The organism is Robiginitalea biformata HTCC2501 (assembly GCF_000024125.1).
In the GTDB taxonomy this organism is placed as follows: Bacteria; Bacteroidota; Bacteroidia; order Flavobacteriales; family Flavobacteriaceae; genus Robiginitalea; species Robiginitalea biformata.
The window spans coordinates 2,007,684-2,033,029 of the sequence record NC_013222.1 but is presented as its reverse complement, the minus strand read 5'-3'; the positions used below and the strand labels follow the sequence as shown (position 1 = coordinate 2,033,029).

Genomic DNA, 25,346 nt, shown 5'->3' with positions numbered 1-25,346 from the left:
CTATCTTCTGATATGAAAGATATGGAAAGGAAGGCCGGGATGCAACTCCGCGTAGTTCCATTCCTTGTCCCATCGATAGCTGGTCTGGGTCATCAAATCCACCACTTCCAGGGCCCCGCCGGAATTCGGCCCCATGGCTTCCCAGGGGATGCGCACAAACCCGCTCTGGCTGCCGAACTGGTCCAGGCTGATAACCACCAGGATTTCATCCTGGCGCAAGTGATCCCACTTATAATAGGCCAGCATCTGCGGGTTTTCCAGGCCGCAGAAATAGATGTTGTTGGTCTGTTGCAGGGCCGGGTGTTCCCGGCGGATGGCATTCACCTTGGAAATGACGTGCGTCAGTTTGTTTTTCACCCCCCAGTCCCAGTGGCGGATCTCGTACTTCTCGCAATCCAGGTACTCCTCCTTGCCGGGCAGCGGGGCATTGGCCATATACTCAAAAACGGGCCCGTAGATCCCAATATTCCCCGAGAGCGTGGCTGCCAGCCCATAGCGGATCAGGTGGATCGCTTCCCCCGCGTTCTGCAGGTGGTGCGGGTTGATGTCCGGGGTATTCGGCCAGAAGTTCGGCCGGTAGTACTCCCGCATATCCGTTTGGGTGAGCTCCACCATATAGTCGATCAGCTCCTGTTTGTGCTCCCGCCACGTAAAATAGGTGTAGGACTGGGAAAAGCCCTGTTTGGCCAGTTGCTGCATGATCCTCGGGCGGGAAAACGCCTCGGCCAGGAACAGGACGTCCGGGTGTTTCTTTTTGACTTCGGCAATCAGCCAGTTCCAGAAATAGTAGGGTTTTGTATGCGGGTTGTCCACCCTGAAAATCGTTACCCCGAAGCCGACCCATTGGAGGGTTACTTCCAGCAATTCCTTCCAGAGCGCCTTGTATGCGGGTGTTTCGAAATAAAAGTTGACAATGTCCTGGTATTTCTTCGGCGGGTTTTCCGCGTACTGCATCGTGCCGTCCGGCCGCTTGCGGAACCATTCGGGGTGCTCCGCAATGTACGGGTGGTCCGGGGCTGCCTGGAAGGCCAGGTCCATGGCGATCTCCAACCCGTGTTCCCCGGCTTTCCGGACCAACTGCCGGAAATCCTCCTCGGTTCCCAGTTCCGGGTGGATGGCCCGGTGCCCGCCGTGGCGCGACCCGATGGCCCAGGGGACCCCGCAGTCCCCTTCCTCCGCCTCGGTGGTATTGTTTTTGCCTTTCCGGTTCTTTTCCCCGATCGGGTGGATCGGGGGGAAATAGACCGTGTCGAAACCCATCTCCGCAATCCGGGGCAGCAACCGCTCGCAATCCGCGAAGGTGCCGTGTTTTCCGGGGGTCGGGGAAGCCGAACGCGGAAAAAACTCGTACCACGTACTGAACTCCGCCTTCTTCCGGTCTACGTAAACCTCCAGGGGTTCCGTGGTATTTGCCAGCCGGCGCTCCGGGTGCTCCATAAAGAGCTCGTGCAGGCGGTCGGAAACCGCGGCCTCCACCGCCTGGTCGTACCGGTCTGCATCCTCAAATACCGGGATCAGGTCCCTGGCATAAGCCCGGTCGGCTTTTCCGGCATCTTTGGCCAGGTGTTCCAGGTATTGCACCCCGTCGAGCAATTCGCTCCGGACGTGCTGCCCGTCCCGGATCTTTGCCCCGATCCCGTGTTGCCAGTTCAGGGCGTAATCCACCCATCCCCAGACCTTGTACTGATAGAATCCCTGTTTGGCAACGGTAAAGGAGGCCTGGTAACGGTCGTTTTCCAGGGGCAGCATCCGCACGCTGTCCCAACGCCGCTCCGATTGGTGTTTGTAGAGTACCTCGGCCTGCATTACGTCGTGACCGTCCGGAAGGATGTCGGCGGATACCTCCACGGTATCCCCTACCACCCGTTTGATAAAAAATTTGCCGCAGTCCAACTGGGGCCTCACGGCATCGATAACTACGCGTTCTTGTCGGAACATATTTGTCTGCTTGTTTGTCTGCTTGGTATGTCTCTAAATGTAACCAATTCCTGAGATTTGGCGAAACCCGCGGGAACCCGGGCCAATTAGGTGCGGGCGAGCCGGAGCCGTTGAACGCAACGCCACGGCTTTACCTGTTTGAATACACCCGGTATTCCAGCGGCTCCAGTACCAGTGTATCCCCGGGCCCCAGAAATCCGCTTTGCCCACCGAATATCCGCTTGTACTCCCCGGAATAGCCCAGCCCGCCCAATACGGCCTCCCTCGGGTGGGTCGAAAGGTTTAAGACGACGACTACCCGGTCTGTTTCAAAACCCCTTGTAAAGGCATAGACCCAACGGTCCACCCCCGTCGGGATTTTAACCACGCGCCCCCCTCCCTCCGTATTCCAGAGGGCCCGGTTGCGGTGCCGCAATTCATTCAACGCCTTGTAAAAATCAGTATACGGGTAGTCCCCCCAGGAAATTTCGTCTTTCTCAAAAAAAGCCAGTTGGCGGTCCATGGCGGCTTCCTGCCCGGAATAAACCAGGGGGATCCCCCGAAGCGTGGCGGCAATGACGGCAAAGACAAGGTGGGCAGCGCCCATACGCCGGAACTCCGTTCCCGCCCAGGCGTTTTCATCGTGGTTGGAAGTAAAATACATCTTCAGGCCGCGCCGGTACCTTTCCGCCTGCCGGCTGAGTTGCCGGTCGATTTCCAGGGCATCCGCTGTGGCTGTTGAGTCCTCCCCGGGCGATGCCGCTATATTCCCCTGATCGAGTTGCCTTCCCCCTGCTGCGCCCCCCAGGCTTTTGGCTATTTCGTTGAACAGGTGGTGCATGTCCCAGCCGTAATCTGCGGTGAAATACCCGGAATTCACCAATTCGGAGTCCTCGGCTTCCGCCAGCATAAAAAGCGGCCTGATCGCATACAGGGTCCGCGTACACTCCTCCCAGAAATCGACCGGGACACCATGGGCCACGTCCGCCCGAAACCCGTCGATCCCGGATTCCCGGACCCAATAGGTCATGGCGTCTATCATCGCCTGGCGCATCTCCGGGTTTCCATAGTCCAGGGCCGCCACGTCCGTCCATCCCCAGGATTCCCCCGTGACCGGGTTCACCGGGTCGATTATTTTACCACTATCCCCCCGGATATACCAGTCCGGGTGCTCCCGGATCCAGCTGTGGTCCCAACCCGTGTGGTTTGGCACCCAGTCCAGGATCACGCGCATACCGAGGCGGTGGATCTCCTCCACGAGCTGGCAAAACTCCTCGAAAGACCCGAAATCCGGGTTTGTAGCCAGGTAATCTGAAAGTGCATAGGGGCTGCCCATCGGGCCTTTCCTTCGTTCCCGGCTAACGGGTTGCACCGGCATAAACCAAAGGATATCGACCCCCATATCCCGCAGCCGCGGTAAGTGGTTCCGGAACGCGGCAAATGTACCCTCCGGCGTATATTGCCTCAGGTTCACCTCGTAGAGGTTCGACCACTGCAACCAATCGGGTACCGGGGTGTCTATGGCAGTATTTGAAGCGTCTTCCATTTGTTGGCAGTTCTTTTCATCGGGTTGATCTCGCGTCACCGCCCCTGGCGGCGGCTCCGTGTGGAAACCCCCAGAACCCTTGCCACAAAGCACCGGGCGATCAGCTTTTGGTCATCCCGGCCAAATCGATGGCGCGCCGGTCGCGTACCCTGAGCGTCAGCAATCCCGACAGGATCATCGCCAAGCCGCCCACAACCAGGGCATACACGGGCTCTCCCCCGAACAGGCCGCTGACCAGGAACCCAAGGATCGTGGCAGCCACCATTTGCGGGATAACGATAAAAAAATTGAACACCCCCATGTAGTATCCCATTTTTTTCGGGGGCAGGGCGCCGGCGAGCATCGCGTAAGGCACCGAAAGGATACTGGCCCAGGCAATTCCCACGCCGACCATGGACAGGAGCAGCCAGTCCGGGTCGGTGATGAAATACACGGACATCAGGCCCAACCCGCCCAGGGTTAGGGCAATCAGATGGGTGATCTTCCGGCTCGTCTTCCTGGCCAGGACCGGCAGGAGGAACGCCACTACAGCGGCCACCCCGTTATACACCCCGAAAAGCACAGTTACCCAGTCTGCCCCGTCATTGTAAAGTTCGGAGGTCGTATCCCGGGTGCCGTAGACATGTCCGGTAACCGCCTGGGTGGTATAGATCCACATGGAAAAAAGTGCGAACCAGGAAAAAAACTGGACCCAGGCAAGTTGTTTCATGGTGTCCGGCATATTGAGCAGGTCGGACATGATGGTCACAAAACCATTGCGGCCCTTCCGGCGCCGAATAGCAGACGCCGCCAGGAAGAGGATGCCAACCAGGGCAAAGCCCACGGTGAGGACATAGAGTTCTTTTTGCAAATTGTAATAATACGGGATGGCCGTAGCGAGCAACCCCGCGGCCAGGAACATGATACCATACTGCCGCAACCGGGCAATCCGCCGCTCGTTTTCCTCCGGAGACAGGTCGGGGGCGGGGAAATCCCGGTTCTCCTCGAATTGCTCCAATTCTTCCGGACTGTATTCGCGGGATCGCCAGACGGTCCAGAGAACCGCAGTCAGGAAGACGACCCCCCCGACATAAAACGACCATTTTACCGAATCCGGGATCACCCCTTCCGGTGCCGTATTGCTGATCCCCAGCCAATTGGTAAACACATAGGGCATCACGGAGCCCACCACGGCGCCCAAACCGATAAAGAAACTCTGCATGGCAAAGCCCAGGGTTCGCTGGTCTCCGGGAAGGTTGTCCCCTACAAAGGCCCGGAACGGCTCCATGGCGACGTTGATGGAGGCATCCATGATCCAAAGCATTCCCGCTGCCACCCACAGGGCAGGTGAATTCGGCATGATGCACAGGGCGATAGAGGCCAGGATGGCCCCGGCCAGAAAATAGGGGCGCCTGCGGCCCAGCCGCGTCCAGGTGCGGTCGCTGAAATACCCGATGATAGGCTGCACCACCAGGCCGGTAACCGGCGCTGCTATCCAGAGGATGGGGATCTGGTCTATTTCCGCCCCGAGGGTTTCAAATATCCGGGAGGTATTGGCATTTTGCAGGGCGAATCCGAATTGGATACCCAGGAATCCGAAACTCATATTCCAGATTTCCCAGAAACTCAGGCGTTTTTTCTTCATGGGCGAGTCGTTCTCGATTCAATTGGCTGGCCGCCTTGCCGTTTGGCGTGTGCGGCACTTAAATATAGGGAAAATCCCAGCGGAAATACCCCCGGCTGCGATAGGTGGCAACCTCCTTCCGGGGGTATTCGGGGACCCCGTCTCCCCGGTTTTTTTACTTTTTCCAAACCCGTTGGAATCCACCAATCCCGGTATACGACGTCCTTAAATAACATTTTTGGAACGCTTTTTGTCTTTACCTTGTGAAAACGGGACCTTTCCAGTTCCGTCAAAACCAAAAAAATCGATCATTATGCAAAAAATCAACGCACTTCTCAGTCTTATACTGGTCCTTGTAATCAGTTCCTGTGAGGGTCCTGCCGGCCCTCCCGGCCCCCCCGGTTTTGATGGGGTAGACGGGCTCGACGGCCTGGACGGTGTCAACATCCTGGGCCAGGTTTACGATATCACCGGTGATTTCACCCCCGGAAACGACTACAGTCTCTTCTCTGAATTCGCAGTGGATGCGCCGTCGGTGGAAGTCTTTGAAACGGATGTGGTACTGGTCTATATCCTCTGGGACCAACTCGACGACCCGGACGGCGGCGCCCCGATTGACCTGTGGCGCCTCCTGCCCCAGACCCGCCTGCTGGACCAGGGTATCCTGCAGTACAATTACGACCACACCTTCCTGGATGTGAGTATTTTCATGGAAGCCGATTTTGACCTGGGCACCCTGCCGCCTGCGGATACGGATAACCAGACCTTCCGGATCGCGATCCTCCCCGCCGACGGGGTAAGCCAGGCAGGAATCGACGTGGCCGATATGCAGGCTGTCCTGGACTACATGAATGTACAGGCAGCGGATATCCCCGTGGTTTCCCCAAAATAACCCGGGGCAGGACGCGGGCAGGGCGAATCGGATGCCCCATGGCACTGCGCCATACCATCAACGAAACACCCCCCGGCATTCCCGGGGGTTTTTTATGGCGTATATTTGAAAGGAATGCCCGACAGTTTCGTCGAATAAAAAAACACCTCTATGAAATTGAAATACATCTGCTTCCTGATTGCTGCCCTGCTCCTTGCGAGCTGCCGGGGGCAATCCGGGGAAAAAGACGCTGCAACGACCCAGGACGGGCCGGCCGTAGCCGAAAATTTTAAAGTACAGAAACCCGAAGCCGAGTGGCGGGCGGAATTGACGGAACTGGAATTCTACATCCTGCGCAAAGCCGGAACGGAAAACCCCGGGTCCAGCGACTTGCTGAATAACAAACAGGCCGGGACCTACGTCTGCGCCGGTTGCCAGACCCCGGTTTTCCGGAGCGAACACAAATTCGATTCCGGGACCGGCTGGCCGAGTTTCGACCGGGAAATTGAGGGCAATGTGGCCTATAGTGTGGATACCGCCTTCGGGATGACCCGGACGGAAGAACACTGCGCGGTCTGCGGTGGTCACCTGGGCCATGTTTTCGACGACGGCCCCCGCCAAACCACCGGTAAAAGGCATTGTATCAACGGTGCCGCCCTGGACTTTATCCCGGCGCAATAAACCCCCGGTAGCATTCGGATGGGTTTCGTACCTTTGCCCGTGAAAAATCAGCGAAACAATTCATCTATGAGCAGCTTTGACGTACTAGTTCTCGGCAGCGGGCCCGGCGGGTATGTAACCGCCATCCGCGCATCCCAACTCGGTTTTAAAACCGCCATTGTAGAAAAGGAAAGCCTGGGGGGCGTTTGCCTCAACTGGGGCTGTATCCCCACCAAGGCGCTGCTGAAATCGGCCCAGGTGTTTGAATACCTGCAACATGCAGGCGATTACGGCCTCAGCGTGGAAGGCGCCGATAAGGATTTCGGGGCCGTGGTAAAGCGGAGCCGTAGCGTGGCCGACGGGATGAGCAAAGGCGTGCAGTTCCTCATGAAGAAGAATAAAATTGAAGTGCTCCAAGGTTATGGCACGCTGAAACCGGGGAAAAAAGTAAGCGTCAAAGATGCCGACGGCAAGGAAACCACCTACGAGGCCTCGCATATCATCATCGCTACGGGCGCGAGGAGCCGTGAACTCCCGAGCCTCCCCCAGGACGGGAAGAAAATCATCGGGTACCGCGAAGCGATGACCCTGGAGAAGCAACCCAAAAAGATGATCGTCGTAGGGAGCGGGGCCATCGGTATCGAATTTGCCTACTTCTACAACGCGATGGGCACTGAGGTAACCGTGGTGGAATTCCTGCCGAATATCGTCCCTGTTGAGGACGAGGAAGTTTCCAAGCAACTCGAACGCAGTTTTAAAAAGGCCGGGGTCAAGGTGATGACTTCCTCGGAAGTCACCAAGGTGGATACATCCGGGGACGGGGTCAAGGCCACCGTCAAGACTTCCAAGGGGGAACAAACCCTGGAGGCAGACATCGTGTTGTCGGCTGTGGGAATCAAGACGAATATCGAAAATATCGGGCTCGAGGACGTGGGAATTGCCACGGACCGCGACAAGATCATGGTCAATGACTATTACCAGACCAACATCCCGGGATACTATGCCATCGGCGACGTCACCCCGGGGCCTGCCCTGGCGCATGTGGCCTCTGCCGAAGGCATCCTGTGCGTGGAGAAAATTGCAGGTATGCACGTAGAACCCCTGGACTACGGCAACATCCCCGGTTGTACCTATTGCATGCCGGAAGTGGCGTCCGTCGGGATGACGGAGGCCCAGGCAAGGGAAGCGGGATACGACGTGAAGGTGGGTAAGTTCCCGTTTTCAGCCAGCGGCAAGGCGAAGGCCTCCGGAAACCCGGATGGTTTCGTCAAGGTGATTTTCGATGCAAAATACGGGGAGTGGCTCGGTTGCCATATGATTGGGGCCGGGGTCACCGACATGATTGCCGAAGCCGTAGTGGGCCGGAAACTCGAAACCACCGGGCACGAAATCCTCAAAGCGGTGCACCCGCACCCCACTATGAGCGAGGCGGTCATGGAAGCCGTGGCAGATGCCTATGACGAAGTAATCCACTTGTAATACCCCGGTCCGGCCGCGCCCCTATGCTATCGATTTTCAGGATTCTCGCAATTTTGGAAGGCATCAGCTTCCTGCTGCTTTTCGGCCTTACCATGCCGCTGAAATACTGGGCGGGTATTGGTGAGCCCAACCAATATGTAGGGTACGCACATGGATTCCTTTTTATCGGGTATGTGGCGCTCGCACTGGTGGTGTGGAAGGAACAGGGATGGGGGTGGAAGATCCTCGCCTGGCTTCTGCTGGCCTCCCTCCTGCCCTTTGGCACGTTTTACCTGGACAGCCGCTTTCTCGGCAAGGTCTAATCCGGGAGGAAACTCCGGATAGCCAGGTCGTAGCCTTTGAGCCCGAATCCAAAGATGACCCCTTTGGCTCCGGGAGAGACATAGGATGCGTGCCTGAAGGACTCCCTTTCCGCTACGTTGGAAATATGGACTTCCACCACCGGGGTTTCCACAGCCCTGACGGCGTCGCCAATCCCGACTGAGGTATGGGTATAGGCGGCGGCGTTCAGGATGATGCCGTCGTAATCAAATCCCGTTTCCTGGATCTTGCCGATAATTTCCCCTTCGATATTCGACTGGAAGTATTCGAGCTGCACGTCATTGAACCGAAACTGCAATTCGCTGAAATACGCTTCAAAGGTGGTGTTGCCGTAGACCTCCGGTTCCCGCTTGCCCAGCAGGTTCAGGTTGGGTCCGTTGATGATGATGAGCTTCATGGGGGTAAATGTAGCAAAAAACCGCAAGCGGCCCGGGCAGCAGCATCCGAAGTGGATGCATCAAACAAAGCCGGAGCCAGCGCGAAATAGCCAAAATGGAACGGGACCTGCGCGGAGCCGTTGTCTTTGGGAGGGTAACCGTTATCTTTGGGAGGTGAACTGGGAAGAGGCCATAACGGATTACCTGCACTACCTTCGGCTGGAAAGGGGGCTTTCCGAGAATTCCGTTCGGAGCTACCGCAGGGATGTCCGCAAACTGGCCGGATACCTCGCGGAAAATGAACCGGGTATCACACCCAAATCCATCGACCGAAAAGATATCGAGGCCTTTATCCACCATGTTGGCACCGACCTGAAGGCCCGTTCGCAGGCCCGGCTGATCTCGGGGCTCAAGGGCTTCTTCGGCTACCTGATTTTTGAAGGGTATCGCAAGGACAACCCCATGGACCTCATCGAGGCGCCCAAACTGGGAAGAAAGCTTCCGGACACACTCTCCGTGGAAGAAATCGACCGCCTGGTAGCGGAGATCGACCGGTCGGCCCCGGAGGGCGAACGCAACCTGGCGATCCTGGAGACCCTTTACGGATGCGGGCTGCGCGTTTCCGAGTTGCTGGGGCTCCGCCTGAGCGATTTATTTTTTGACGAGGGCTTTATTAAGGTAACCGGCAAGGGCAGCAAAGACCGGTTTGTGCCGATTGGGCCCTATAACCGGGAATGTATCCTCCGGTATATCCGCGAAGTACGCCCCCACCAACAGCCGCAAGCCGGCTTTGAGGACGTCGTGTTCCTCAATCGACGGGGCCGGGGGCTCAGCCGGGCCATGATTTTCACCATAATCCGGGACCTGGCCGCACGGGCCGGCCTCCGGAAAAACGTCAGCCCGCACACCTTCCGGCATTCCTTTGCCACCCATTTGTTACAGAATGGGGCGGATATCCGGGCCATCCAGCAAATGCTGGGACATGAAAGCATCACCACCACAGAGGTTTATATGCACGTAGACCGAACCCACCTGGCCGAGGTGGTCCGGGAGCACCATCCCCGGAAATTCAGCTAGGGCGACATGGACCCGGGAATTCCTTACCTCAGGAACGCTGAATTCGTATCTTTAGGCATTCCAACAAAACACAACCGATGAGACAGATTTACACTTTGATCCTGGGGGCTGCCTCCCTGGTGGCTACCGCCCAGGAAGACGTTATGAACCAACTGGATGCCCGTTCCGGGGAGTATGCCGACATCGCCCTGCAGATATGGGACTGGGCCGAAATGGGCTATCAGGAAGAACAGAGCGCCGCCCTGCTCCAGGAGACCCTGGAAGACGCCGGGTTCAGCATCCGCAAAGGCGTAGCCGGCATCCCGACGGCATTTGTAGCCGAATACGGGAGCGGGTCGCCGGTAATCGGGATCCTGGGCGAATACGATGCATTGCCCGGTTTATCCCAGAAGGCCGTCCCGAAAAAGGAACCGGCCGGCGGGGTTGCAGGCCATGCCTGTGGCCACCATCTATTCGGAACGGCGTCTGCAGCCGCAGCCATTGCCGTCAAAGACTGGATCCGGGCTAACGGGGGCCAGGGGACCATTCGTTTTTACGGGTGTCCTGCCGAAGAAGGCGGGTCCGGGAAGGTGTACATGACGCGAGCCGGGCTATTCGATGACCTGGATGCCGCCCTGCACTGGCACCCCGGTTCCATGAATGCCGCCAATGCGGGTGCCGCCCTGGCCAACAAATCGGCCAAATTCCGCTTCCACGGGGTTTCGGCCCACGCAGCCGGGTCTCCGGAACGCGGCCGTTCCGCCCTGGACGGGGTGGAGGCGATGAACATGATGGTGAACATGATGCGCGAACACATTCCCCAGGAGACCCGGATCCACTATGTGATCACCGACGGCGGCAAGGCCCCCAACGTGGTGCCGGACTTCGCGGAGGTTTACTACTACGCCCGCCACAACACCCGGGACGTGGTTGTCGAGGTATTCGACCGGATCGTGAAAGCTGCGGAAGGGGCTGCCCTGGGCACAGGCACCACCATGGATTATGAAATGATCGGGGGCACCCACGAGCTCTTGCCGAACCTGGCCCTGCAACGCATGATGTACGAGAACCTGGTGGAGATCGGCGGGATGACCTATACGCCCGAGGAAAAAGCCTTTGCCGAGCAGATCGCCGCCTCCCTGGGGCAGGAGTCCCTGGATGCCGAGACAGCCGCCACCGTGATGCCGTTCCGCGAAACGGCCCGGGCCTATGGTTCCACGGATGTGGGGGATGTGAGTTTTGCCGTACCAACCGTGGGGCTCAGCACAGCCACATGGGTCCCCGGCACCCCGGCCCATTCCTGGCAGGCAGTAGCTGCCGGCGGAACCTCGATTGGGCTGAAAGGCATGATGATCGCCGCCAAGACCCTGGCAAAAACCGCCATCGACCTGTACGAAGACCCGGAAACCCTCCAGGCCGCCCGGGCGGAATTCCTGGAACGCCGGGGCTCCGACTTTAAATATGTCCCGCTCCTGGGAGACCGGGAACCCGCGCTGAATTACCGGGACTAACGCGATACTTCCGGGCTGAAGGGATCCCCCGGGATCCCTTTTTTTAGTTTCCGGATGTAACATTTCGCCCAATTGGGCTACCAATCTTTACGATAACCAACCCGCGTGACGAAAGAACTGGAACATCAATTTGTTTCCGAACTGGAAGCCAACCAAAATATCGTGCACAAGGTCTGCAGCCTTTACACGGATAACCGGGAGTCCCACAACGACCTGTTTCAGGAGATCACCATCCAGCTCTGGAAGGCTTACCCGAAATTCCGGGGAGACTCCAAGTTCAGCACCTGGATGTACCGCGTGGCGCTGAATACGGCCATCACGCTGTACCGAAAATCCAGGAAACAGCCTAAAACGCAGGCCTTTGATACGGTACTGTACAAGGTGAAAGCCGAGGAATACGACCCAACACAGGAACGGCAGCTCAACCTGATGTACAGCGCCATCCGGGAACTGGGGGATATTGACAAGGCCCTGGTATTCCTGTACCTGGAGGATAAAAACTACGCCGAGATTTCGGATACCCTGGGCATCAGCGAGGTAAATGCGCGCGTAAAGATGAGCCGGATCAAAACCAAACTTCGAACCATTCTCAACCCCTGAAGCTATGATGGATGAACTGGAATTACTGAAACAGGACTGGCAGAAGCGGGAGAAGGAAATGCCCCGCCTGACCTATGACGAGATCCACCGGATGATCTGGAAAAAATCCTCGTCGGTGGTCCGCTGGATTTTCTACATCAGCATCATCGAATTTATTGTCCCCCACCTGCTCTATCTCCTGCCTTCCTTCCGCAGCGGGATGAATTACGACGTGGCCGGCAGCCTGGGGATCCGGATCCCGCTGATTGTACTAACGGTCATCCAGTACGGGGTGGCCCTCTATTTTATTCTGCAATTTTATAAGCGCTACCGGGAAATTTCCGTGCTCGACAGCGCAGGCAAACTGATGAACCGCATTATCCGCACCCGGAAAACCGTTCGGAATTACGTGGTATTCTGCCTGAGCATGATCCTGGTATTCTTCGGCGTGTTTATCTGGGGGATGGTCTTAAGCGACGATCTGATTGAAGCGCTCCACCTGCATCCGGACGGCCAGGTAGACCCGGATCGCCTGAAATGGATTGTGGTGGGCATTATGTCGGTGGCCGGCATCGTATTTACGGCGGTAATGGGCGGGATTTACTTTTTGCTCTACGGGCTGCTCACCCGGAAGTTGTACCGCAATTACAAAGACCTCCGCCGCATGGAGGGTTAACCGGCCCATCCGGGGCAGGCGTTTTCTATCCGGGGCAGGACTCTTATGAAGTTGCTGTCTATTCCCCGACGGGGGTCTTGGCTTTATTCGGGCGCCACCGTCGGTTTTTATGGTCCGCCTCATAGGCCTTGAGCTCTTCCATAGGGATCACCTTCAGGAAAGACGGGTGCTGCTCAATGGCGTATTCGAGTTTTTCGATAATCGCATCCACCGATTCATTTTCGTAATCGATCTCCAGCGGTGGTTTGATAACCATGGACTGGAGGATCCCCTTCTTTTTGATGTACAGGCCTTTTTTGTCGAAGGAGCGACGAAACCCGTCGATCACAACCGGGACCACCACCGGCTTGTATTTTTTGATAATGTGGGCCGTCCCCTTCCGCAGGGGTTTCCACGGGGTCGTGGTGCCCTGTGGGAAGGTGATCACCCAGCCGTCCTTAAGGGCGGTGCCGATGTTGGTGATATCGCTCATCTTTACCTGCCGCTTGACGTTTTTGCCCTCCGCCCGCCAGGTCCGCTCAATGCTGATTGAACCCGCATAGGCGAGAATTTTGGTCAGCAGACTCTTTCCCATGGTCTCCTTGGCGGCCACATAGTAAATATTGAGTTTCGGGTTCCAGAGATAGCCGATGTTCTTGATGGAGTCCTCCCGCCCGCTGAGGCTCGCATTAAAGACGTGGAACATGGCCACCACGTCCGCAAAGTAGGTCTGGTGGTTGCTGACAAAAAGCACCCCGGTCTCCGGAAGGGAGCGAATGACGTCCGAGCCCTCGATCTCCAGTTTGTTGAAGCCTTTGTACCGCTGGTGCGTAAACAGCCCCATGACGCGGATCAACCACTTTTTCAGGAACAGGATATGTCCGAATGGATTCTTTTTAAATAATCCCATAGGAAGGCTAAAATACAAAAATAGGTTCAGAGCACCTCCTTCAGGAGGCTTTTCAGCTCATTGAGCATCATGGCTGTCGCCCCCCATACCACATGGCCGTTCAGCAGAAAGGCGGGTACCTCAATGTCCGTTGCGTACGAGGTTGTCATCCGTCGCACCTCCAGGAATTCCCTGGAAAGCAACTGGTTCACAGGGACTTCGATCAGCTCGGCCACCTCGGACTCCTGCCGTCGGAAATCCGGCCGCCCGGCACTCAGGCCCACAAACGGGCTGACCTCAAAATTGCTGGGAGGAATATATACCGGGCTCAGCGCGCGCACTACGCGGACCTGCCGGGGGGGTACCCCCACTTCCTCCCGGGCTTCCCGCAGGGCGGTATGCTGCAGGTCCGGGTCGTCTGCCTCCTCCTTGCCGCCGGGCAGGGCAATCTGGTTGGAGTGGACCCCCGGGTAGGACGGCCTCCTAATGAGCAACAGGCGGGTTCCCGAATCATGCCCCGGGTAGAATAACACGAGCACCCCTGCTCTGCGGGGCGATTTTCGCTGTGAATCCAACCCCGCGAGTTCGCGGATCCGCAATTCCGGGGCCATGGCAAGATGCGCCCTGCTGCCCGGTAGGGGAAGATTTTCTATTTTTGAAAGCGAACTGGAAAAATCCTCGAAATTCATGACTTTACTCAAAACGGCCGTCCGGGCACTTGTGCTTTTGGCCCTCCTGGCCGGCTGCAGGGAACAAAGTAAACAAAATAAGCCCGAATCGCCCGATCCGGGAACGGTATCGACAGATAGTGCAGCCCGGGATACGACCGGCGAAAATCCCGTAGGAACTGCCGGGCAGCAGGTGGCGGATTCCACCGACGCCTTTGAGCTTACCGAGGAGAATGCCATCGATTTCTTTTTCGACTACCAGAAAGACCTGCAGGCAAGCCGGGTCCGGTTGACCACGGACCTCGGGAGTTTTACCATCGAACTGTTCGACAACGTCCCCTACCACAAAGCCAATTTCATCTACCTGACCCGAAAAAAGTACTTCGACAGTACAATGTTCCACCGGGTCGTAAAGGATTTCATCATCCAGGGGGGCAATGCGGACAATGTCAAAACCGCCCGGAAACGCTCGGATATCGGCCGGTACCTGCTGCCCCCGGATACGCGGAAGGGCCATCGGCACCACCGGGGAACCGTCTCCATGCCGTCCAGCGAAATCGATAACCCGCACATGCTCGCTTCGCCTTACGAGTTTTTTATCGTGGTGACGGATCCGGGCTCCTACCATTTGGATGGGGAATACACGCCCTTTGGCCGGGTGGTCGAAGGCATGGATGTGGTGGACGCTATCAACCAGGTGGAAACGGACGACGGCGACTGGCCGATGAAAAACATCTACATCCGCAAGGCGGAAGTGCTGGATTGATTAACCTGCCGGACCGCGGTCCCGGTAGATATTCGGCATCCCGATATGGAAGCGTACCGCGAGCAGCCGGATGAGGATGACCGTCAGGATACCCGCGATGTTGCAATAACCCGGATCGATCCCCCCGGCCAGGAGGACAAAGAACAGGATGCCCCCGGCAATACAGGCCGAGGCGTAGATTTCCCTGCGGAAGATGACCGGGATTTCATTGCAGAGGATGTCGCGGAGCACCCCGCCGAAGCAGGCCGTAATGGTACCCAGGGCAATGCAAATGACCGGCGACAACCCGGCTGCCAGGCCCTTTTCAATCCCCACGAGCGTGTAGAGTCCAATCCCGATCGTATCGAACAGGAAGAGCGATTTGCGCAGGTTCTTCAGGCGGTTCTGGAAAAGCACCGCCAGGACGGTGGTCAGGAGGATGACGTAAACGATATAGGCGTGGCGCATCCAGTCTACCGGGACTTCGCCGACGAGCAGGTCCCGGATGGTCCCGCCCCCGATGGCGGTAACCATGGCGATGATTCCGACCCCGAAAAGGTCCAGGCGCTTTTCCATGGCTACCAGCACCCCGGATATCGCAAAGGCAATCACCCCGAGCATATCAACCGTCGTATAGAGCATCGTGATCTTTTGGCGGCAAATTAAGGAAATTCGACAGAGGCGCAGGATTCGATGGAGTTTTGTACCTTTTAAACCGACACCAAATACCAACTATGCGAAAGATCGAAATCAAGACAGGCCCCAAACTCGAAGACTACCAGGCTTACAGCAGTTTGAGGGGCACTGTGGACTCCTTTTTGGAAACCGTCCCCCAATATGTAGAAAAACTCAAAGGAAAAACCATCTGGATGATCAATTCCACCGCCACCGGCGGCGGGGTGGCAGAAATGGTCCCGAGTCAAATGCGCATCATGCGCGCCATGGGCGTTTCCATCGAATGGATGGTGATTGAGACGGACGATGTGGAATTCTTCAATATCACCAAACGCATCCACAATGCCATCCACGGCAGCGGGGACGGAAAATTCAGTGAATCCGACCGGGACCCCTATGAGCGGGTAAACCGGCACAACCTCCAACAGGCCCTGGACGTCATACAGGACGGGGATGTGGTGGTGATCCACGATCCCCAGCCCATGCCGCTGGCGGGCATGCTCAAAAAACACCGGGATGTCCGCTGCGTCTGGAGGTGCCATATCGGGCTGGACGAATCCAATGAGGTTACCCGGGCCGTATGGAGTTTCCTGCAGCCCTATTTTGGCGATTACGACCATTTTGTGTTCAGCCTGCAGGAGTACGTACTCCCCGAAATTTCCGGGAGAACCGCACTGATTCCCCCGGCCATCGACCCGCTGAGCCATAAAAACCGCATGCTCCAGATGCACAAATGCCTGAGCATCCTGGTGCAGGCCGGCCTGATTGAATCCAGGGAACCACGCCTTTACAACGCCTACAAACACCAGGTTCGGCGGGTGATGCCAGACGGAAGTTTCGGGCAGGTCAACCACCCGGACGATTTTCAGCTTATCTACCGCCCGATAATTACGGAAATTTCCCGTTGGGACCGGCTGAAGGGCTTTAAGCAACTCATGGAAGCCTTTGTCTATATGAAGGAAACCAATGCCCGCCGCACGGATAAGGATGCGCTGGACTACAAGCGGATTCATATGTCTCGCCTGGTACTGGGCGGGCCGGACCCGCTTTTTGTGACGGACGACCCCGAAGGGGCCGAAGTCCTCAAGGAACTTATCGAATACTACCAGTCGCTGGACGGGGAGATCCAAAAGGATATCGCCCTGATGCTCCTCCCCCTGGACAACCCAAAGGAAAATGCCCTGATCGTGAATGCGCTGCAGCGGTATTCTGTCATCGTAGTACAGAATTCCATCCAGGAAGGTTTCGGGCTGACAGCCACGGAAGCCATGTGGAAACGCACGCCCGTGCTCGTTTCCGGGGCCGCGGGCCTGAAATTCCAGGTAAATCACGGGGAAACCGGGTCCATCAACCCGGACCCAACCGATATCCCGCGTCTCGCCGCCGCCATGGAATACATGCTCAGCCACCAGAAAGAGCTCGATAAATGGGGCTTCAATGCCCAGACCCGGGTGGTGGAACGATTTACCCTTTTCAGCCAGATCGAATCCTGGCTCCGATTGCTAAGTGCCGTTTAGGCAAAAAATTTACTTCCCAACGACTACTACCGATGACCCGACATCCGAAAATCCTTGCCCTTACAATACTATTACTCCTGGCGTGCACCCTGCACGCTCAGGAAAACCTGCGCATCGATGCCAACCGCCTGGAGGCGACGCTCATGCAGCTCGCCACATACGGTCGGGATGCCGACGGACAACCCAACCGGGTGGCTTTCAGCGACGGCGACCTTGCCGGGCGCGAGTATGTCCGGGGACTGATGCGCGAAGCCGGGTTAACCGTACGTACAGACGCAGCCGGGAACCTGATCGGAACCCGCCCGGGAACAGAACCGGGCCTTAAACCCCTGGCGATGGGGTCGCATATCGACATGGTCCCCAATGGGGGCAATTACGACGGTTGCGTGGGGTCCCTGGCAGCCATCGAGGTAGCGCGTACGCTTCACGAAAACAACCGGCTTACCCGCCACCCCCTGGAGGTCATCGTCTTTTCCAACGAGGAAGGAGGGGTGATGGGTAGCCGGGCCATGGTCGGGGAATTATCTCCCGGGGCGCTCGCCGTGGCGAACAGTACCGGCTACACCATGGGCGAAGGCATCCAGCGCCTGGGCGGTGACACGCTCAGGCTGGACGAGGCTCGCCGTGAAAAGGGAAGCCTGGCGGCTTTCCTGGAACTGCACATAGAACAGGGGGGAATCCTGGACCGGGAAGGAGAGGATATCGGAATCGTCGAAGGAATCGTCGGGTTAAACTGGTGGGACGTCACTGTGCGCGGAATGGCAAACCACGCCGGGACCACCCCGATGGACCTGCGCAGGGATGCCCTGCTCGCCGCCGCCCGGTTTATCCAGGCGGTCAATGAGGAAGCCCTGGCCATGGACGGCCAACAGGTGGCAACCGTGGGTCGCATCCGGGCCTACCCCGGGGCTCCGAACGTCATCCCCGGACGGGTGGTGCTCAGCCTGGAGATCCGGGACCTGTCTACCGACGTCATCCAGGAACTCTATCGGAAAATCCGGGATCGGGCCATCGGCATTGCGGCCTCGTCGGGGACGTCATTTGAATTTGAAGCCCTGGACACCACCGGGAAACCCGCGCTGACAGCACCCGCCATCCAGCAGGCAATCTCCGGGGCCGCCGGCCAGCTGGGCCTGAGCAGTCGGAAAATGCGGAGCGGGGCCGGGCACGACGCCCAGGATATTGCCCTGATCGCACCCGTGGGCATGATCTTTGTCCCGAGCCAGGGGGGTATCAGTCATTCCCCGGACGAATTCACCTCGGCTGCCGATATGGCCAACGGCGCCAACGTACTGATGCACACGCTGCTGAAACTGGACCAGCAAGACAACTAAAAACCAATGATTCCCAGTCCTATTGCCGGGAACCCGACCTGCCAAAAGCGTTGGACGAGGACTATCCGAACGGGTTGGCCCGCCCTGAAAAAATCAGTTATCTTTACGCGTATCATTTACACGTATTTTATGAGAATTTGGATTATCGCCGGCCTGTTCCTGATGGCCGCCACGGGATCGCACGCCCAGGACATGGTTGGTTTCAGCCCGGAAGCTGCCAGAAAACAGCAGCAAATTGAAGCGGCTTTTGACGCCGAGCTTCGGGTAGCAAACCTGGACGACTGGATGAAACGGATGGCCGACCGGCCCCACTGGGTGGGAACCGAGGCCGGGGCCGAGAATGCCCGTTGGATGAAAAAACAATTTGAATCCTGGGGGTATGATGCACGGATCGATACTTACCAGGTCCTCTTTCCCTACCCCCGGGTTCGCCTCCTGGAGATGACCGCCCCGGAACCTTTTACCGCTGCCCTGGAAGCGGTGGCCGTTGAAGGGGATCCGTATACGGCCCAGGGGGATGCCCTCCTCCCCTCCTACAACGCTTTTTCCACGGACGGGGACGTGGAAGCGGAACTCGTATTTGTCAATTACGGGGTACCGGCCGACTACGAGGAACTGGAAAAACTCGGGATCGACGTGAAGGGGAAGATCGTCATCGCAAAATACTACGGATCCTGGCGGGGGATCAAACCGAAACTGGCCGCTGAGAAAGGCGCCATTGGCTGCATCATCTATTCCGATCCGAAAGACGACGGGTATTACCGAGGCGACGTCTACCCAAAAGGTCCTTTTAAAAATGCCACGGGTGTGCAGCGGGGTTCCGTCATGGATATGCCGCTCTACCCCGGGGACGTACTCACGCCTGGCTACGGGGCTACCGAAGATGCCGAACGGCTCGACAAAGAAGAAGCGCCGACCATCACAAAGATCCCGGTACTGCCTATTTCCTACGCGGATGCAGAGCCCCTGCTGAAAGCCCTGGGCGGACCCGTAGCCCCGGATTCCTGGAGGGGCGCCCTCCCACTAACCTACCACATCGGGCCCGGTCCGGCAAAAGTTCGCCTCAAGCTGGAATTTGAATGGTCGCTGCAACCCGCCCACAACGTTATTGCCACGCTCAAGGGGAGCGAATTCCCAGACCAATGGGTCATCCGGGGCAACCACCACGACGCCTGGGTCCACGGCGCCGCAGACCCGGTTAGCGGGATGGTGGCCCTGATGGAAGAAGCCCGGGCTATCGGGGAGCTCGCCAAAGATGGCAAACGCCCTCGCCGTACGGTGGTCTATTGCGCCTGGGACGCTGAAGAGCCCGGGTTGATTGGCTCCACGGAATGGGTGGAAGACCACCTGGCCGAACTGCGCGAAAAAGCAGTGGCCTATATCAACACCGACGGCAACGGCCGGGGTTTCCTGGGAGCCGGCGGATCCCATTCGCTGCAAACCCTGGTGACGCAGGTGGCCGGGGATGTCCCGGACCCGCAAACGGATGTTTCGGTAAAAGAACGGCGGATAGCAGCCCAGCTTACCCGGGGTGGCGATGCCGAATTCGCCCTTTCCGCCCTGGGGTCGGGTTCCGATTATACCCCGTTTATCCAGCATGCCGGAATCGCATCCCTGAACCTCGGTTTCGGAGGTGAAAATGCCGGGGGGGAGTACCACACCATCTACGATACCTATGCGCATTACACCCGGTTTAAAGACCCCGGGTTCCGCTACGGGGTGGCCCTGGCAAAAACCGCTGGCCGGATTGTCCTCCGGCTGGCCAATGCCGAAATCCTGCCGTTCGACTTCAAACCCTGGCATGCCACCGTCAACGAATACCTCGAGGAGGTAATGCAAACAGCCGATAACCTCCGGGCAGAAGTAGAAAAACACAACAGTCTCGTGGAGCGCAACGCGTACCGCCTCGCGGCCGACCCAACTGAGCCGACAGCAGACCCCGAACTCAAAGCCGCGGTCCCCTACCTGGACTTCTCCCCCTTGCAGAATGCCCTGGCCGGCTTGAAAGAAACGGTTTCCGGTTTGTCCGGGAAGGATTTTACCAAGCTCGCACCGGCGGGCCGGAAACGCCTGAACGACCTTTTGATGCATGCCGAACAACAATTGACGGATGCGGAAGGCCTGCCCCGGAGGTCCTGGTACAAACATCAGATTTACGCTCCCGGATTCTATACGGGTTACGGGGTAAAAACCCTCCCCGGCGTGCGGGAGGCCATCGAACAGAAAAAATGGGACGAAGCCCGGGAACAGATAAACCGGCTGGCCGGGACCCTGGACGGCATGAAGGCGTACCTGCAGCAAATCCATGACCTGGCTCCCTGAATGAATCCAAACTAAACTAAACAACTATGATTTCTCTTTTTCGGGAGTTCGCTCCCCTTCAATTTGCGTGCGCAAGGCGCCGGGTCCTGGGTGCATGGATCCTGGCAGGCGTATTGCAGGTATCCTGTGACTTTGGGCGGGATATCCCTGTGGAAGAAGCCGTCGTCCGGAGCCAGGGCGACCAGGTAGCCGAAGCCCTGGCCGAGAGCGGCCGGGCAGCAGTGGCGGCCAAGGTTGCTGAGGGGCTCGAACTCAGCCTCTGGGCCACGGATTCCCTGGCCCCCGACCCGGTGGCCATGGACATTGACGACCGCGGACGGGTATATCTCACCCGTACCAGCCGGCAGAAAAATTCGGAGTTCGATATCCGGGGACACCGGGACTGGATAGAGCGGTCCATCAGCCTTCAATCCGTGGAGGACCGGCGGGCCTTCCTCCGCGCGGAATTCGCCCCGGAGCGCAGCGAGGAAAACTCCTGGCTCAAGGACCTGAACAACGATACCATCCACGACTGGCGCGACCTGACCGTGGAACAGGAAGAAATCTGGAGGCTGGAAGATACCACCGGCAACGGTACGGCGGATATTTCCACCCGGATCCTTCACGATTTCAACGAGGAAGTCACAGATGTAGCCGGCGCGTTACTCGTGGACGGCGAGGAGGTCTACGTAGGCGTTGCCCCGGATATGTGGCGGCTGACCGATGAAAACGGGGACGAGGTCCTGGATACCCGGGAATCCCTGGCCCATGGGTTCCAGGTGCATATCGGCTTTGGGGGCCACGGGATGTCCGGGGCCGTGATCGGGCCTGACGGCAAACTCTACTGGGGGATCGGCGATATCGGCGCCAGCATAACGGCTAAAGACGGGTCCAAACACCATTACCCGAACCAGGGCGTCATTGTGCGCTGCAACCGGGATGGGAGCGATTTTGAAGTGTTTGCCCGCGGGCTCCGCAACACACACGAATTCGTATTCGATGCGTACGGGAACCTGATCACCTCCGATAATGACGGGGACCACCAGGGCGAAAGCGAACGCCTGGTTTACCTGGTGGACGGGTCGGATTCCGGATGGCGGACCAACTGGCAATTCGGCAAATACACCGACCCTAAAAACAATACCTACAAAGTATGGATGGACGAGAAGCTCTACCTCCCCCGCTGGGAGGGGCAGGCAGCTTATATCCTGCCCCCCATCCAGAATTTCCACAACGGCCCCACCGGGATGCAATTTAACCCGGGAACCGCCCTGGGCAGCAAATGGCGCGACAAATTCTTCCTCGTCGAATTTATCGGCGACCCGGCCCGTTCGCACATCTGGGCATTCGACCTGGAACCGGACGGCGCCGGCTTCCGCTTAAAGTCCGAACAGGACGTGTTGAGCGGCATCCTGCCGACGGGTATCCGGTTCGGGCCCGACGGGGCCCTGTACCTCGCAGACTGGATCAACGGTTGGAACACCAAGGATGCCGGGAGGGTCTGGAAGCTGGATGTCAAAGCTTCCGAAAACGACCTGGCGGCCCAGCGCGCCGAAACCCAAAATCTCATGGTGATGGATTATCCGAAGGCTTCGGAGGATTCGCTCTCGGTTTTACTCGGGCACGCAGATATGCGCATCCGGAAGAAAGCCCAGTTTGAACTCGCCGACCGGGGCCGAAGCGGCTTCCGGACTTTCCGGGATGCCCTGGCCGACTCCGCGAACCAGTTCCGAAGGATCCATGCCATTTGGGGCCTGGGGCAACTGGCGGCCCGGGACGACGACCGGGCCGAGCCGTTGCTGGAACTCCTCGGCGATACCGATCCTGAAATCATCGCCCAGGCGGCCAAAGTCCTGGGGGATATCCGGTACGAAGAAGCGGGCGAAGTACTGGTGCCGCTGTTGAAGGACAGTGTTCCGCGGGTGCGTTTCTTTGCCGCACAGGCCCTGGGGCGAATCGGCCATAAACCTGCCATAGAGCCCCTGTTGGAATTTCTGGCGGAAAACGACGACCGGGATGTTTACCTGCGGCATGCCGGGGTGCTTGCCCTTGCCCGGATCGGGCAGGCCGAACCCCTGCTGGAACTGGCCGGTCACCAGGACCCGACCCTCCGTCTGGCTGCCGTGCTGGCCCTCAGGCGCATGCAGCATCCGGGCATCGCACGATTTCTGGAAGATTCCGACGAATACATCCTGGCAGAAGCGGCCCGTGCAATCCACGACGACTGGTCCATAGAGGAAGCCCTCCCCGACCTGGCCGCCCTGCTCGACCGGGAGGGGCTGCAGTCGGAACCCTTGCTGAGACGGGCTATCAGCGCCGCCCAGCGCACGGGAGATACCACAGACCTGGACCGGCTGATCCGGTTTGCACGGCGGGATGGGGTTGCGCCTGTCCTGAGGGGAGAGGCCCTCGCAGCCGTGGGAACCTGGGCGCATCCTTCCGTCCTGGATCGGGTAGACGGACGCCTTCGCGGCGAGGTTAAACGGGATTCCCTGCTGGTGATTTCCAGGATTGAAAAGGAATTGCCAACTTTTCTGGCCAACGATGACCCGCAGTTGTTAATCGGGGTCACCCAGGTACTCTCCAACCTGGGGATCAGCAGCTACAACCAACGGCTGAAGTCGCTATACGACCGGCATGGCAACCCGGGGGTCCGGACTGCTGTCCTGCAGGCCCTTGGCTCAGTAGGCGACCCGGAAATGGGGAGTTATTTGAAAAAGGGCATGCGGGATGCCGAGGCCGGGGTACGGACTACCGCGATTGCGCTATTGCCCCTGCTCGACCTGCCCCGAAATGAACTCCCGGACATCGTCTGGCCCATATTCCGCAGCGGGACGATCCGGGAACAGCAGACGATCCTGGGGTCCCTGGCGGAGATGCCAATCGGCAAAAGCGGGCCGGTGCTGGAAAACCTGGTGGCCCAGGCCGCAGCCGACCGCCTGGATGCGGGTGTGATCCTGGATCTTATTGAAGCCGTGGAATCTACCGGGTCCGAGCCCCTCGTTGCCTCCCTGGAAAATCTCAAGCGACAGGGGTACAGTTCGGATGCCTACCGGGCCACCCTGGAAGGAGGCAGCTGGTGGGCCGGCCGTACCGTCTTCACCAGCAACCCTGCCGCCCAGTGCGTGCGCTGCCATGCCGTTGACGGGGCCGGTGGGCAGGTGGGCCCTCCCCTGGACAATATCGGGGCAATCCTGACGCGGGAACAGATCCTGGAATCCCTTATCGAACCCGGGAAGCGGATTGCCCCGGGCTACGGCTCGGTCTCCCTGACCCTGACGGATGGGCAGAACATCACCGGGTTGCTGCTTGAAGAACACAGCGACCACCTGCTCCTCAGGGGTGCCGAACCGGAACCTATCGAAATCCCGCTGGCGAGGATTTCAAGGCGTACAAACCTGCCTTCCTCCATGCCGCCCATGGGGCGGGTGATCAGCAAGCGGGAGCTCCGCGACCTGATCGAATACCTGGCCTCGCTTAAAGAAAATCGCAGCGGCACCTGATGAAGACCCTGGAAAGTCATCCGGCCACCCGGCCTGCTATATGGCTCCCCCTTGCCCTGGCGCTATGCCTGGGCGCCTGCCGGGGCCGTAAAGAGCCACAGGCCGAAACCTCGGTTGCCGTGCCTGCCGAAAGCCGCTATCTGGAAGCGGGGAAATTGGCAGCGTATGACGAGGCATTTTTCGAGATTGTCCCCAGGGGGAGCCGGCTGGAAATCCTGGCGGAGGGACACGACTGGACGGAGGGCCCGCTATGGGTGGATGGCGGGGGCTACCTGCTGTATTCCGACATCCCGCGGAATGCCATTTACCGGTGGGACCCGGAGACCGGCAGCCGCACCTACCTGGAGCCCTCGGGATTTACAGGGGAGGATTTCAGAGGATCCGAACCGGGTTCGAACGGATTGTTGCTGGATCCATCCGGCAACCTGGTACTCTGTCAGCACGGCGACCGTAGAATTGCCCGCATGACAGCTCCCCTGGACCGTCCGGCGGATACCTTCGAAACCCTCGCGGAAACTTACCGGGGTGCCCGGCTGAACAGCCCAAACGATGCCGTCTACGATTCAAAAGGCGTACTCTATTTCACCGACCCCCCTTACGGCCTGCCGGGGCTTGTGGATGACCCCGGGAAGGAGTTGAATTTCCAGGGCGTTTTCAGGCTCGAACCCGGAGGGGAACCGGAATTGTTGACCGATGCCCTGAGCCGCCCGAACGGAATCGGGCTTTCCCCGGACGGGTCGCGGCTGTACGTTTCCAATTCCGATCCCGACCATGCAATCTGGATGGTCTATGAGCTTTCCGAAAATGGCTCGTTGTCAAATGGGCGAATCTTCTTCGACGCAACCGACCAGAATCCTGCAGAAACCGGCAATCCGGACGGGCTGAAGGTGCACCCTTCGGGCCATGTCTTTGCCACCGGCCCAGGAGGCGTATTGGTTTTTGGGCCGCAGGGTACTATACTCGGGAAAATATTTACCGGGGAAAAAACCTCTAATTGCGCCCTGAATGCCGACCAGAGCGCCTTGTTTATAACGGCAGATTCCTACCTGCTCAAATTGGATTTAAAAGCGGAATAGACCGGGCTTCCCGGCCAGGCACCCCTTGGCGGGTACTATTTTTATTGACCAGCTGATTGCTTT

Annotated in this window: 21 protein-coding genes; 14 read left to right on the top strand and 7 right to left on the bottom strand. The window is 58.3% G+C overall.

The genetic code is table 11. The annotated features are described in order from the left end of the window. From RB2501_RS09120 to RB2501_RS09110, 3 genes are all read right to left on the bottom strand, one after another. Window positions 1-1,938 carry an alpha-1,4-glucan--maltose-1-phosphate maltosyltransferase gene (locus RB2501_RS09120; protein ID WP_015754503.1) on the bottom strand — a complete coding sequence of 646 codons (1,938 nt, stop codon included), beginning with the start codon at window positions 1,936-1,938 and terminating at the stop codon, window positions 1-3. Between the two features lie 130 nt (window positions 1,939-2,068). After that, window positions 2,069-3,463, bottom strand: a complete 1,395-nt coding sequence (locus RB2501_RS09115; protein WP_015754502.1) for an alpha-amylase family glycosyl hydrolase — start codon at window positions 3,461-3,463, stop codon at window positions 2,069-2,071. 100 nt (window positions 3,464-3,563) lie between these two features. Continuing rightward, window positions 3,564-5,087, bottom strand: a complete 1,524-nt coding sequence (locus RB2501_RS09110; protein ID WP_015754501.1) for an MFS transporter — start codon at window positions 5,085-5,087, stop codon at window positions 3,564-3,566. Between the two features lie 292 nt (window positions 5,088-5,379). Between RB2501_RS09110 and RB2501_RS09105 the strand changes: the two genes are divergently transcribed. The 4 genes from RB2501_RS09105 to RB2501_RS09090 all read left to right on the top strand — a co-directional run bounded on the left by RB2501_RS09105 (window position 5,380) and on the right by RB2501_RS09090 (window position 8,378). Next, the gene (locus RB2501_RS09105; protein ID WP_015754499.1) at window positions 5,380-5,958 is read left to right on the top strand and encodes a hypothetical protein; all 579 of its coding nucleotides are present in this window, start codon (window positions 5,380-5,382) and stop codon (window positions 5,956-5,958) included. 150 nt (window positions 5,959-6,108) lie between these two features. After that, a complete protein-coding gene (gene msrB, locus RB2501_RS09100; protein WP_015754498.1) occupies window positions 6,109-6,618 on the top strand; it encodes a peptide-methionine (R)-S-oxide reductase MsrB in 510 nt (169 codons plus the stop codon). Window positions 6,619-6,684: 66 nt separating this feature from the next. Further along, the gene (gene lpdA / locus RB2501_RS09095; protein ID WP_015754497.1) at window positions 6,685-8,076 is read left to right on the top strand and encodes a dihydrolipoyl dehydrogenase; all 1,392 of its coding nucleotides are present in this window, start codon (window positions 6,685-6,687) and stop codon (window positions 8,074-8,076) included. A gap of 23 nt (window positions 8,077-8,099) precedes the next feature. Beyond that, complete coding sequence (locus tag RB2501_RS09090) at window positions 8,100-8,378, top strand: DUF3817 domain-containing protein (protein WP_041327144.1); 279 nt, start codon at window positions 8,100-8,102, stop codon at window positions 8,376-8,378. On the opposite strand, the gene aroQ is transcribed toward RB2501_RS09090, so the two are convergent. Next, entirely contained in the window at window positions 8,375-8,794 is a 420-nt protein-coding gene (gene aroQ, locus RB2501_RS09085; RefSeq protein WP_015754495.1) for a type II 3-dehydroquinate dehydratase, read from the bottom strand. The genes RB2501_RS09090 and aroQ overlap by 4 nt on opposite strands. 154 nt (window positions 8,795-8,948) lie before the next feature. On the opposite strand from aroQ, the gene xerD reads away from it, so the two are divergent. The 4 genes from xerD (at window position 8,949) to RB2501_RS09065 (ending at window position 12,596) form a co-directional block, all read left to right on the top strand. Further along, complete coding sequence (gene xerD / locus RB2501_RS09080; RefSeq protein ID WP_015754494.1) at window positions 8,949-9,851, top strand: site-specific tyrosine recombinase XerD; 903 nt, start codon at window positions 8,949-8,951, stop codon at window positions 9,849-9,851. 77 nt (window positions 9,852-9,928) lie between these two features. After that, complete coding sequence (locus RB2501_RS09075; protein ID WP_015754493.1) at window positions 9,929-11,341, top strand: amidohydrolase; 1,413 nt, start codon at window positions 9,929-9,931, stop codon at window positions 11,339-11,341. A gap of 105 nt (window positions 11,342-11,446) precedes the next feature. After that, on the top strand, window positions 11,447-11,941 hold the full coding sequence (locus RB2501_RS09070) for an RNA polymerase sigma factor (protein ID WP_015754492.1): 495 nt from the start codon (window positions 11,447-11,449) through the stop codon (window positions 11,939-11,941). 4 nt (window positions 11,942-11,945) lie between these two features. Beyond that, window positions 11,946-12,596, top strand: a complete 651-nt coding sequence (locus tag RB2501_RS09065; RefSeq protein WP_015754491.1) for a hypothetical protein — start codon at window positions 11,946-11,948, stop codon at window positions 12,594-12,596. A 58-nt stretch (window positions 12,597-12,654) separates the two neighbouring features. Here RB2501_RS09065 and RB2501_RS09060 read toward each other — a convergent pair whose 3' ends face one another. Together RB2501_RS09060 and RB2501_RS09055 are read right to left on the bottom strand one after the other, a co-directional pair. Beyond that, on the bottom strand, window positions 12,655-13,485 hold the full coding sequence (locus tag RB2501_RS09060; protein WP_015754490.1) for a lysophospholipid acyltransferase family protein: 831 nt from the start codon (window positions 13,483-13,485) through the stop codon (window positions 12,655-12,657). Between the two features lie 26 nt (window positions 13,486-13,511). Next, window positions 13,512-14,153 carry an NUDIX hydrolase gene (locus tag RB2501_RS09055; RefSeq protein WP_015754489.1) on the bottom strand — a complete coding sequence of 214 codons (642 nt, stop codon included), beginning with the start codon at window positions 14,151-14,153 and terminating at the stop codon, window positions 13,512-13,514. On the opposite strand from RB2501_RS09055, the gene RB2501_RS09050 reads away from it, so the two are divergent. Then, window positions 14,152-14,898, top strand: coding sequence for a peptidylprolyl isomerase (locus tag RB2501_RS09050; protein ID WP_015754488.1), 747 nt, complete (start codon window positions 14,152-14,154; stop codon window positions 14,896-14,898). The two genes, RB2501_RS09055 and RB2501_RS09050, sit on opposite strands and share 2 nt — an antisense overlap. On the opposite strand, the gene RB2501_RS09045 is transcribed toward RB2501_RS09050, so the two are convergent. Further along, window positions 14,899-15,519: a trimeric intracellular cation channel family protein gene (locus RB2501_RS09045; RefSeq protein ID WP_015754487.1), complete on the bottom strand. Its 621-nt coding sequence runs from the start codon at window positions 15,517-15,519 to the stop codon at window positions 14,899-14,901. A 92-nt stretch (window positions 15,520-15,611) separates the two neighbouring features. On the opposite strand from RB2501_RS09045, the gene RB2501_RS09040 reads away from it, so the two are divergent. The 5 genes from RB2501_RS09040 (at window position 15,612) to RB2501_RS09020 (ending at window position 25,283) form a co-directional block, all read left to right on the top strand. Next, a complete protein-coding gene (locus RB2501_RS09040; RefSeq protein WP_015754486.1) occupies window positions 15,612-17,069 on the top strand; it encodes a glycosyltransferase in 1,458 nt (485 codons plus the stop codon). A gap of 32 nt (window positions 17,070-17,101) precedes the next feature. Next, the gene (locus RB2501_RS09035) at window positions 17,102-18,403 is read left to right on the top strand and encodes a Zn-dependent hydrolase (protein ID WP_015754485.1); all 1,302 of its coding nucleotides are present in this window, start codon (window positions 17,102-17,104) and stop codon (window positions 18,401-18,403) included. A gap of 129 nt (window positions 18,404-18,532) precedes the next feature. After that, window positions 18,533-20,725, top strand: a complete 2,193-nt coding sequence (locus RB2501_RS09030; protein WP_015754484.1) for a M28 family metallopeptidase — start codon at window positions 18,533-18,535, stop codon at window positions 20,723-20,725. 26 nt (window positions 20,726-20,751) lie between these two features. Then, complete coding sequence (locus tag RB2501_RS09025; protein WP_015754483.1) at window positions 20,752-24,207, top strand: HEAT repeat domain-containing protein; 3,456 nt, start codon at window positions 20,752-20,754, stop codon at window positions 24,205-24,207. After that, the gene (locus tag RB2501_RS09020) at window positions 24,207-25,283 is read left to right on the top strand and encodes an SMP-30/gluconolactonase/LRE family protein (protein WP_015754482.1); all 1,077 of its coding nucleotides are present in this window, start codon (window positions 24,207-24,209) and stop codon (window positions 25,281-25,283) included. The genes RB2501_RS09025 and RB2501_RS09020 overlap by 1 nt, the downstream gene beginning before the upstream one ends. The last annotated feature ends 63 nt before the right edge of the window (window positions 25,284-25,346 follow it).

What these genes read in the sequence shown, in the direction of transcription:
- RB2501_RS09050 (WP_015754488.1), top strand. Translation starts at nt 14,152, where the DNA reads ATGACTTTACTCAAAACGGCCGTCCGGGCACTTGTGCTTTTGGCCCTC.
- RB2501_RS09055 (WP_015754489.1), bottom strand. Translation starts at nt 14,153, where the DNA reads ATGAATTTCGAGGATTTTTCCAGTTCGCTTTCAAAAATAGAAAATCTT.
- RB2501_RS09020 (WP_015754482.1), top strand. Translation starts at nt 24,207, where the DNA reads ATGAAGACCCTGGAAAGTCATCCGGCCACCCGGCCTGCTATATGGCTC.
- RB2501_RS09030 (WP_015754484.1), top strand. Translation starts at nt 18,533, where the DNA reads ATGAGAATTTGGATTATCGCCGGCCTGTTCCTGATGGCCGCCACGGGA.
- RB2501_RS09035 (WP_015754485.1), top strand. Translation starts at nt 17,102, where the DNA reads ATGACCCGACATCCGAAAATCCTTGCCCTTACAATACTATTACTCCTG.
- RB2501_RS09075 (WP_015754493.1), top strand. Translation starts at nt 9,929, where the DNA reads ATGAGACAGATTTACACTTTGATCCTGGGGGCTGCCTCCCTGGTGGCT.
- msrB (WP_015754498.1), top strand. Translation starts at nt 6,109, where the DNA reads ATGAAATTGAAATACATCTGCTTCCTGATTGCTGCCCTGCTCCTTGCG.
- RB2501_RS09105 (WP_015754499.1), top strand. Translation starts at nt 5,380, where the DNA reads ATGCAAAAAATCAACGCACTTCTCAGTCTTATACTGGTCCTTGTAATC.
- RB2501_RS09060 (WP_015754490.1), bottom strand. Translation starts at nt 13,485, where the DNA reads ATGGGATTATTTAAAAAGAATCCATTCGGACATATCCTGTTCCTGAAA.
- lpdA (WP_015754497.1), top strand. Translation starts at nt 6,685, where the DNA reads ATGAGCAGCTTTGACGTACTAGTTCTCGGCAGCGGGCCCGGCGGGTAT.
- aroQ (WP_015754495.1), bottom strand. Translation starts at nt 8,794, where the DNA reads ATGAAGCTCATCATCATCAACGGACCCAACCTGAACCTGCTGGGCAAG.
- RB2501_RS09040 (WP_015754486.1), top strand. Translation starts at nt 15,612, where the DNA reads ATGCGAAAGATCGAAATCAAGACAGGCCCCAAACTCGAAGACTACCAG.
- RB2501_RS09065 (WP_015754491.1), top strand. Translation starts at nt 11,946, where the DNA reads ATGATGGATGAACTGGAATTACTGAAACAGGACTGGCAGAAGCGGGAG.
- RB2501_RS09115 (WP_015754502.1), bottom strand. Translation starts at nt 3,463, where the DNA reads ATGGAAGACGCTTCAAATACTGCCATAGACACCCCGGTACCCGATTGG.
- RB2501_RS09025 (WP_015754483.1), top strand. Translation starts at nt 20,752, where the DNA reads ATGATTTCTCTTTTTCGGGAGTTCGCTCCCCTTCAATTTGCGTGCGCA.
- RB2501_RS09120 (WP_015754503.1), bottom strand. Translation starts at nt 1,938, where the DNA reads ATGTTCCGACAAGAACGCGTAGTTATCGATGCCGTGAGGCCCCAGTTG.
- RB2501_RS09090 (WP_041327144.1), top strand. Translation starts at nt 8,100, where the DNA reads ATGCTATCGATTTTCAGGATTCTCGCAATTTTGGAAGGCATCAGCTTC.
- RB2501_RS09045 (WP_015754487.1), bottom strand. Translation starts at nt 15,519, where the DNA reads ATGCTCTATACGACGGTTGATATGCTCGGGGTGATTGCCTTTGCGATA.
- RB2501_RS09110 (WP_015754501.1), bottom strand. Translation starts at nt 5,087, where the DNA reads ATGAAGAAAAAACGCCTGAGTTTCTGGGAAATCTGGAATATGAGTTTC.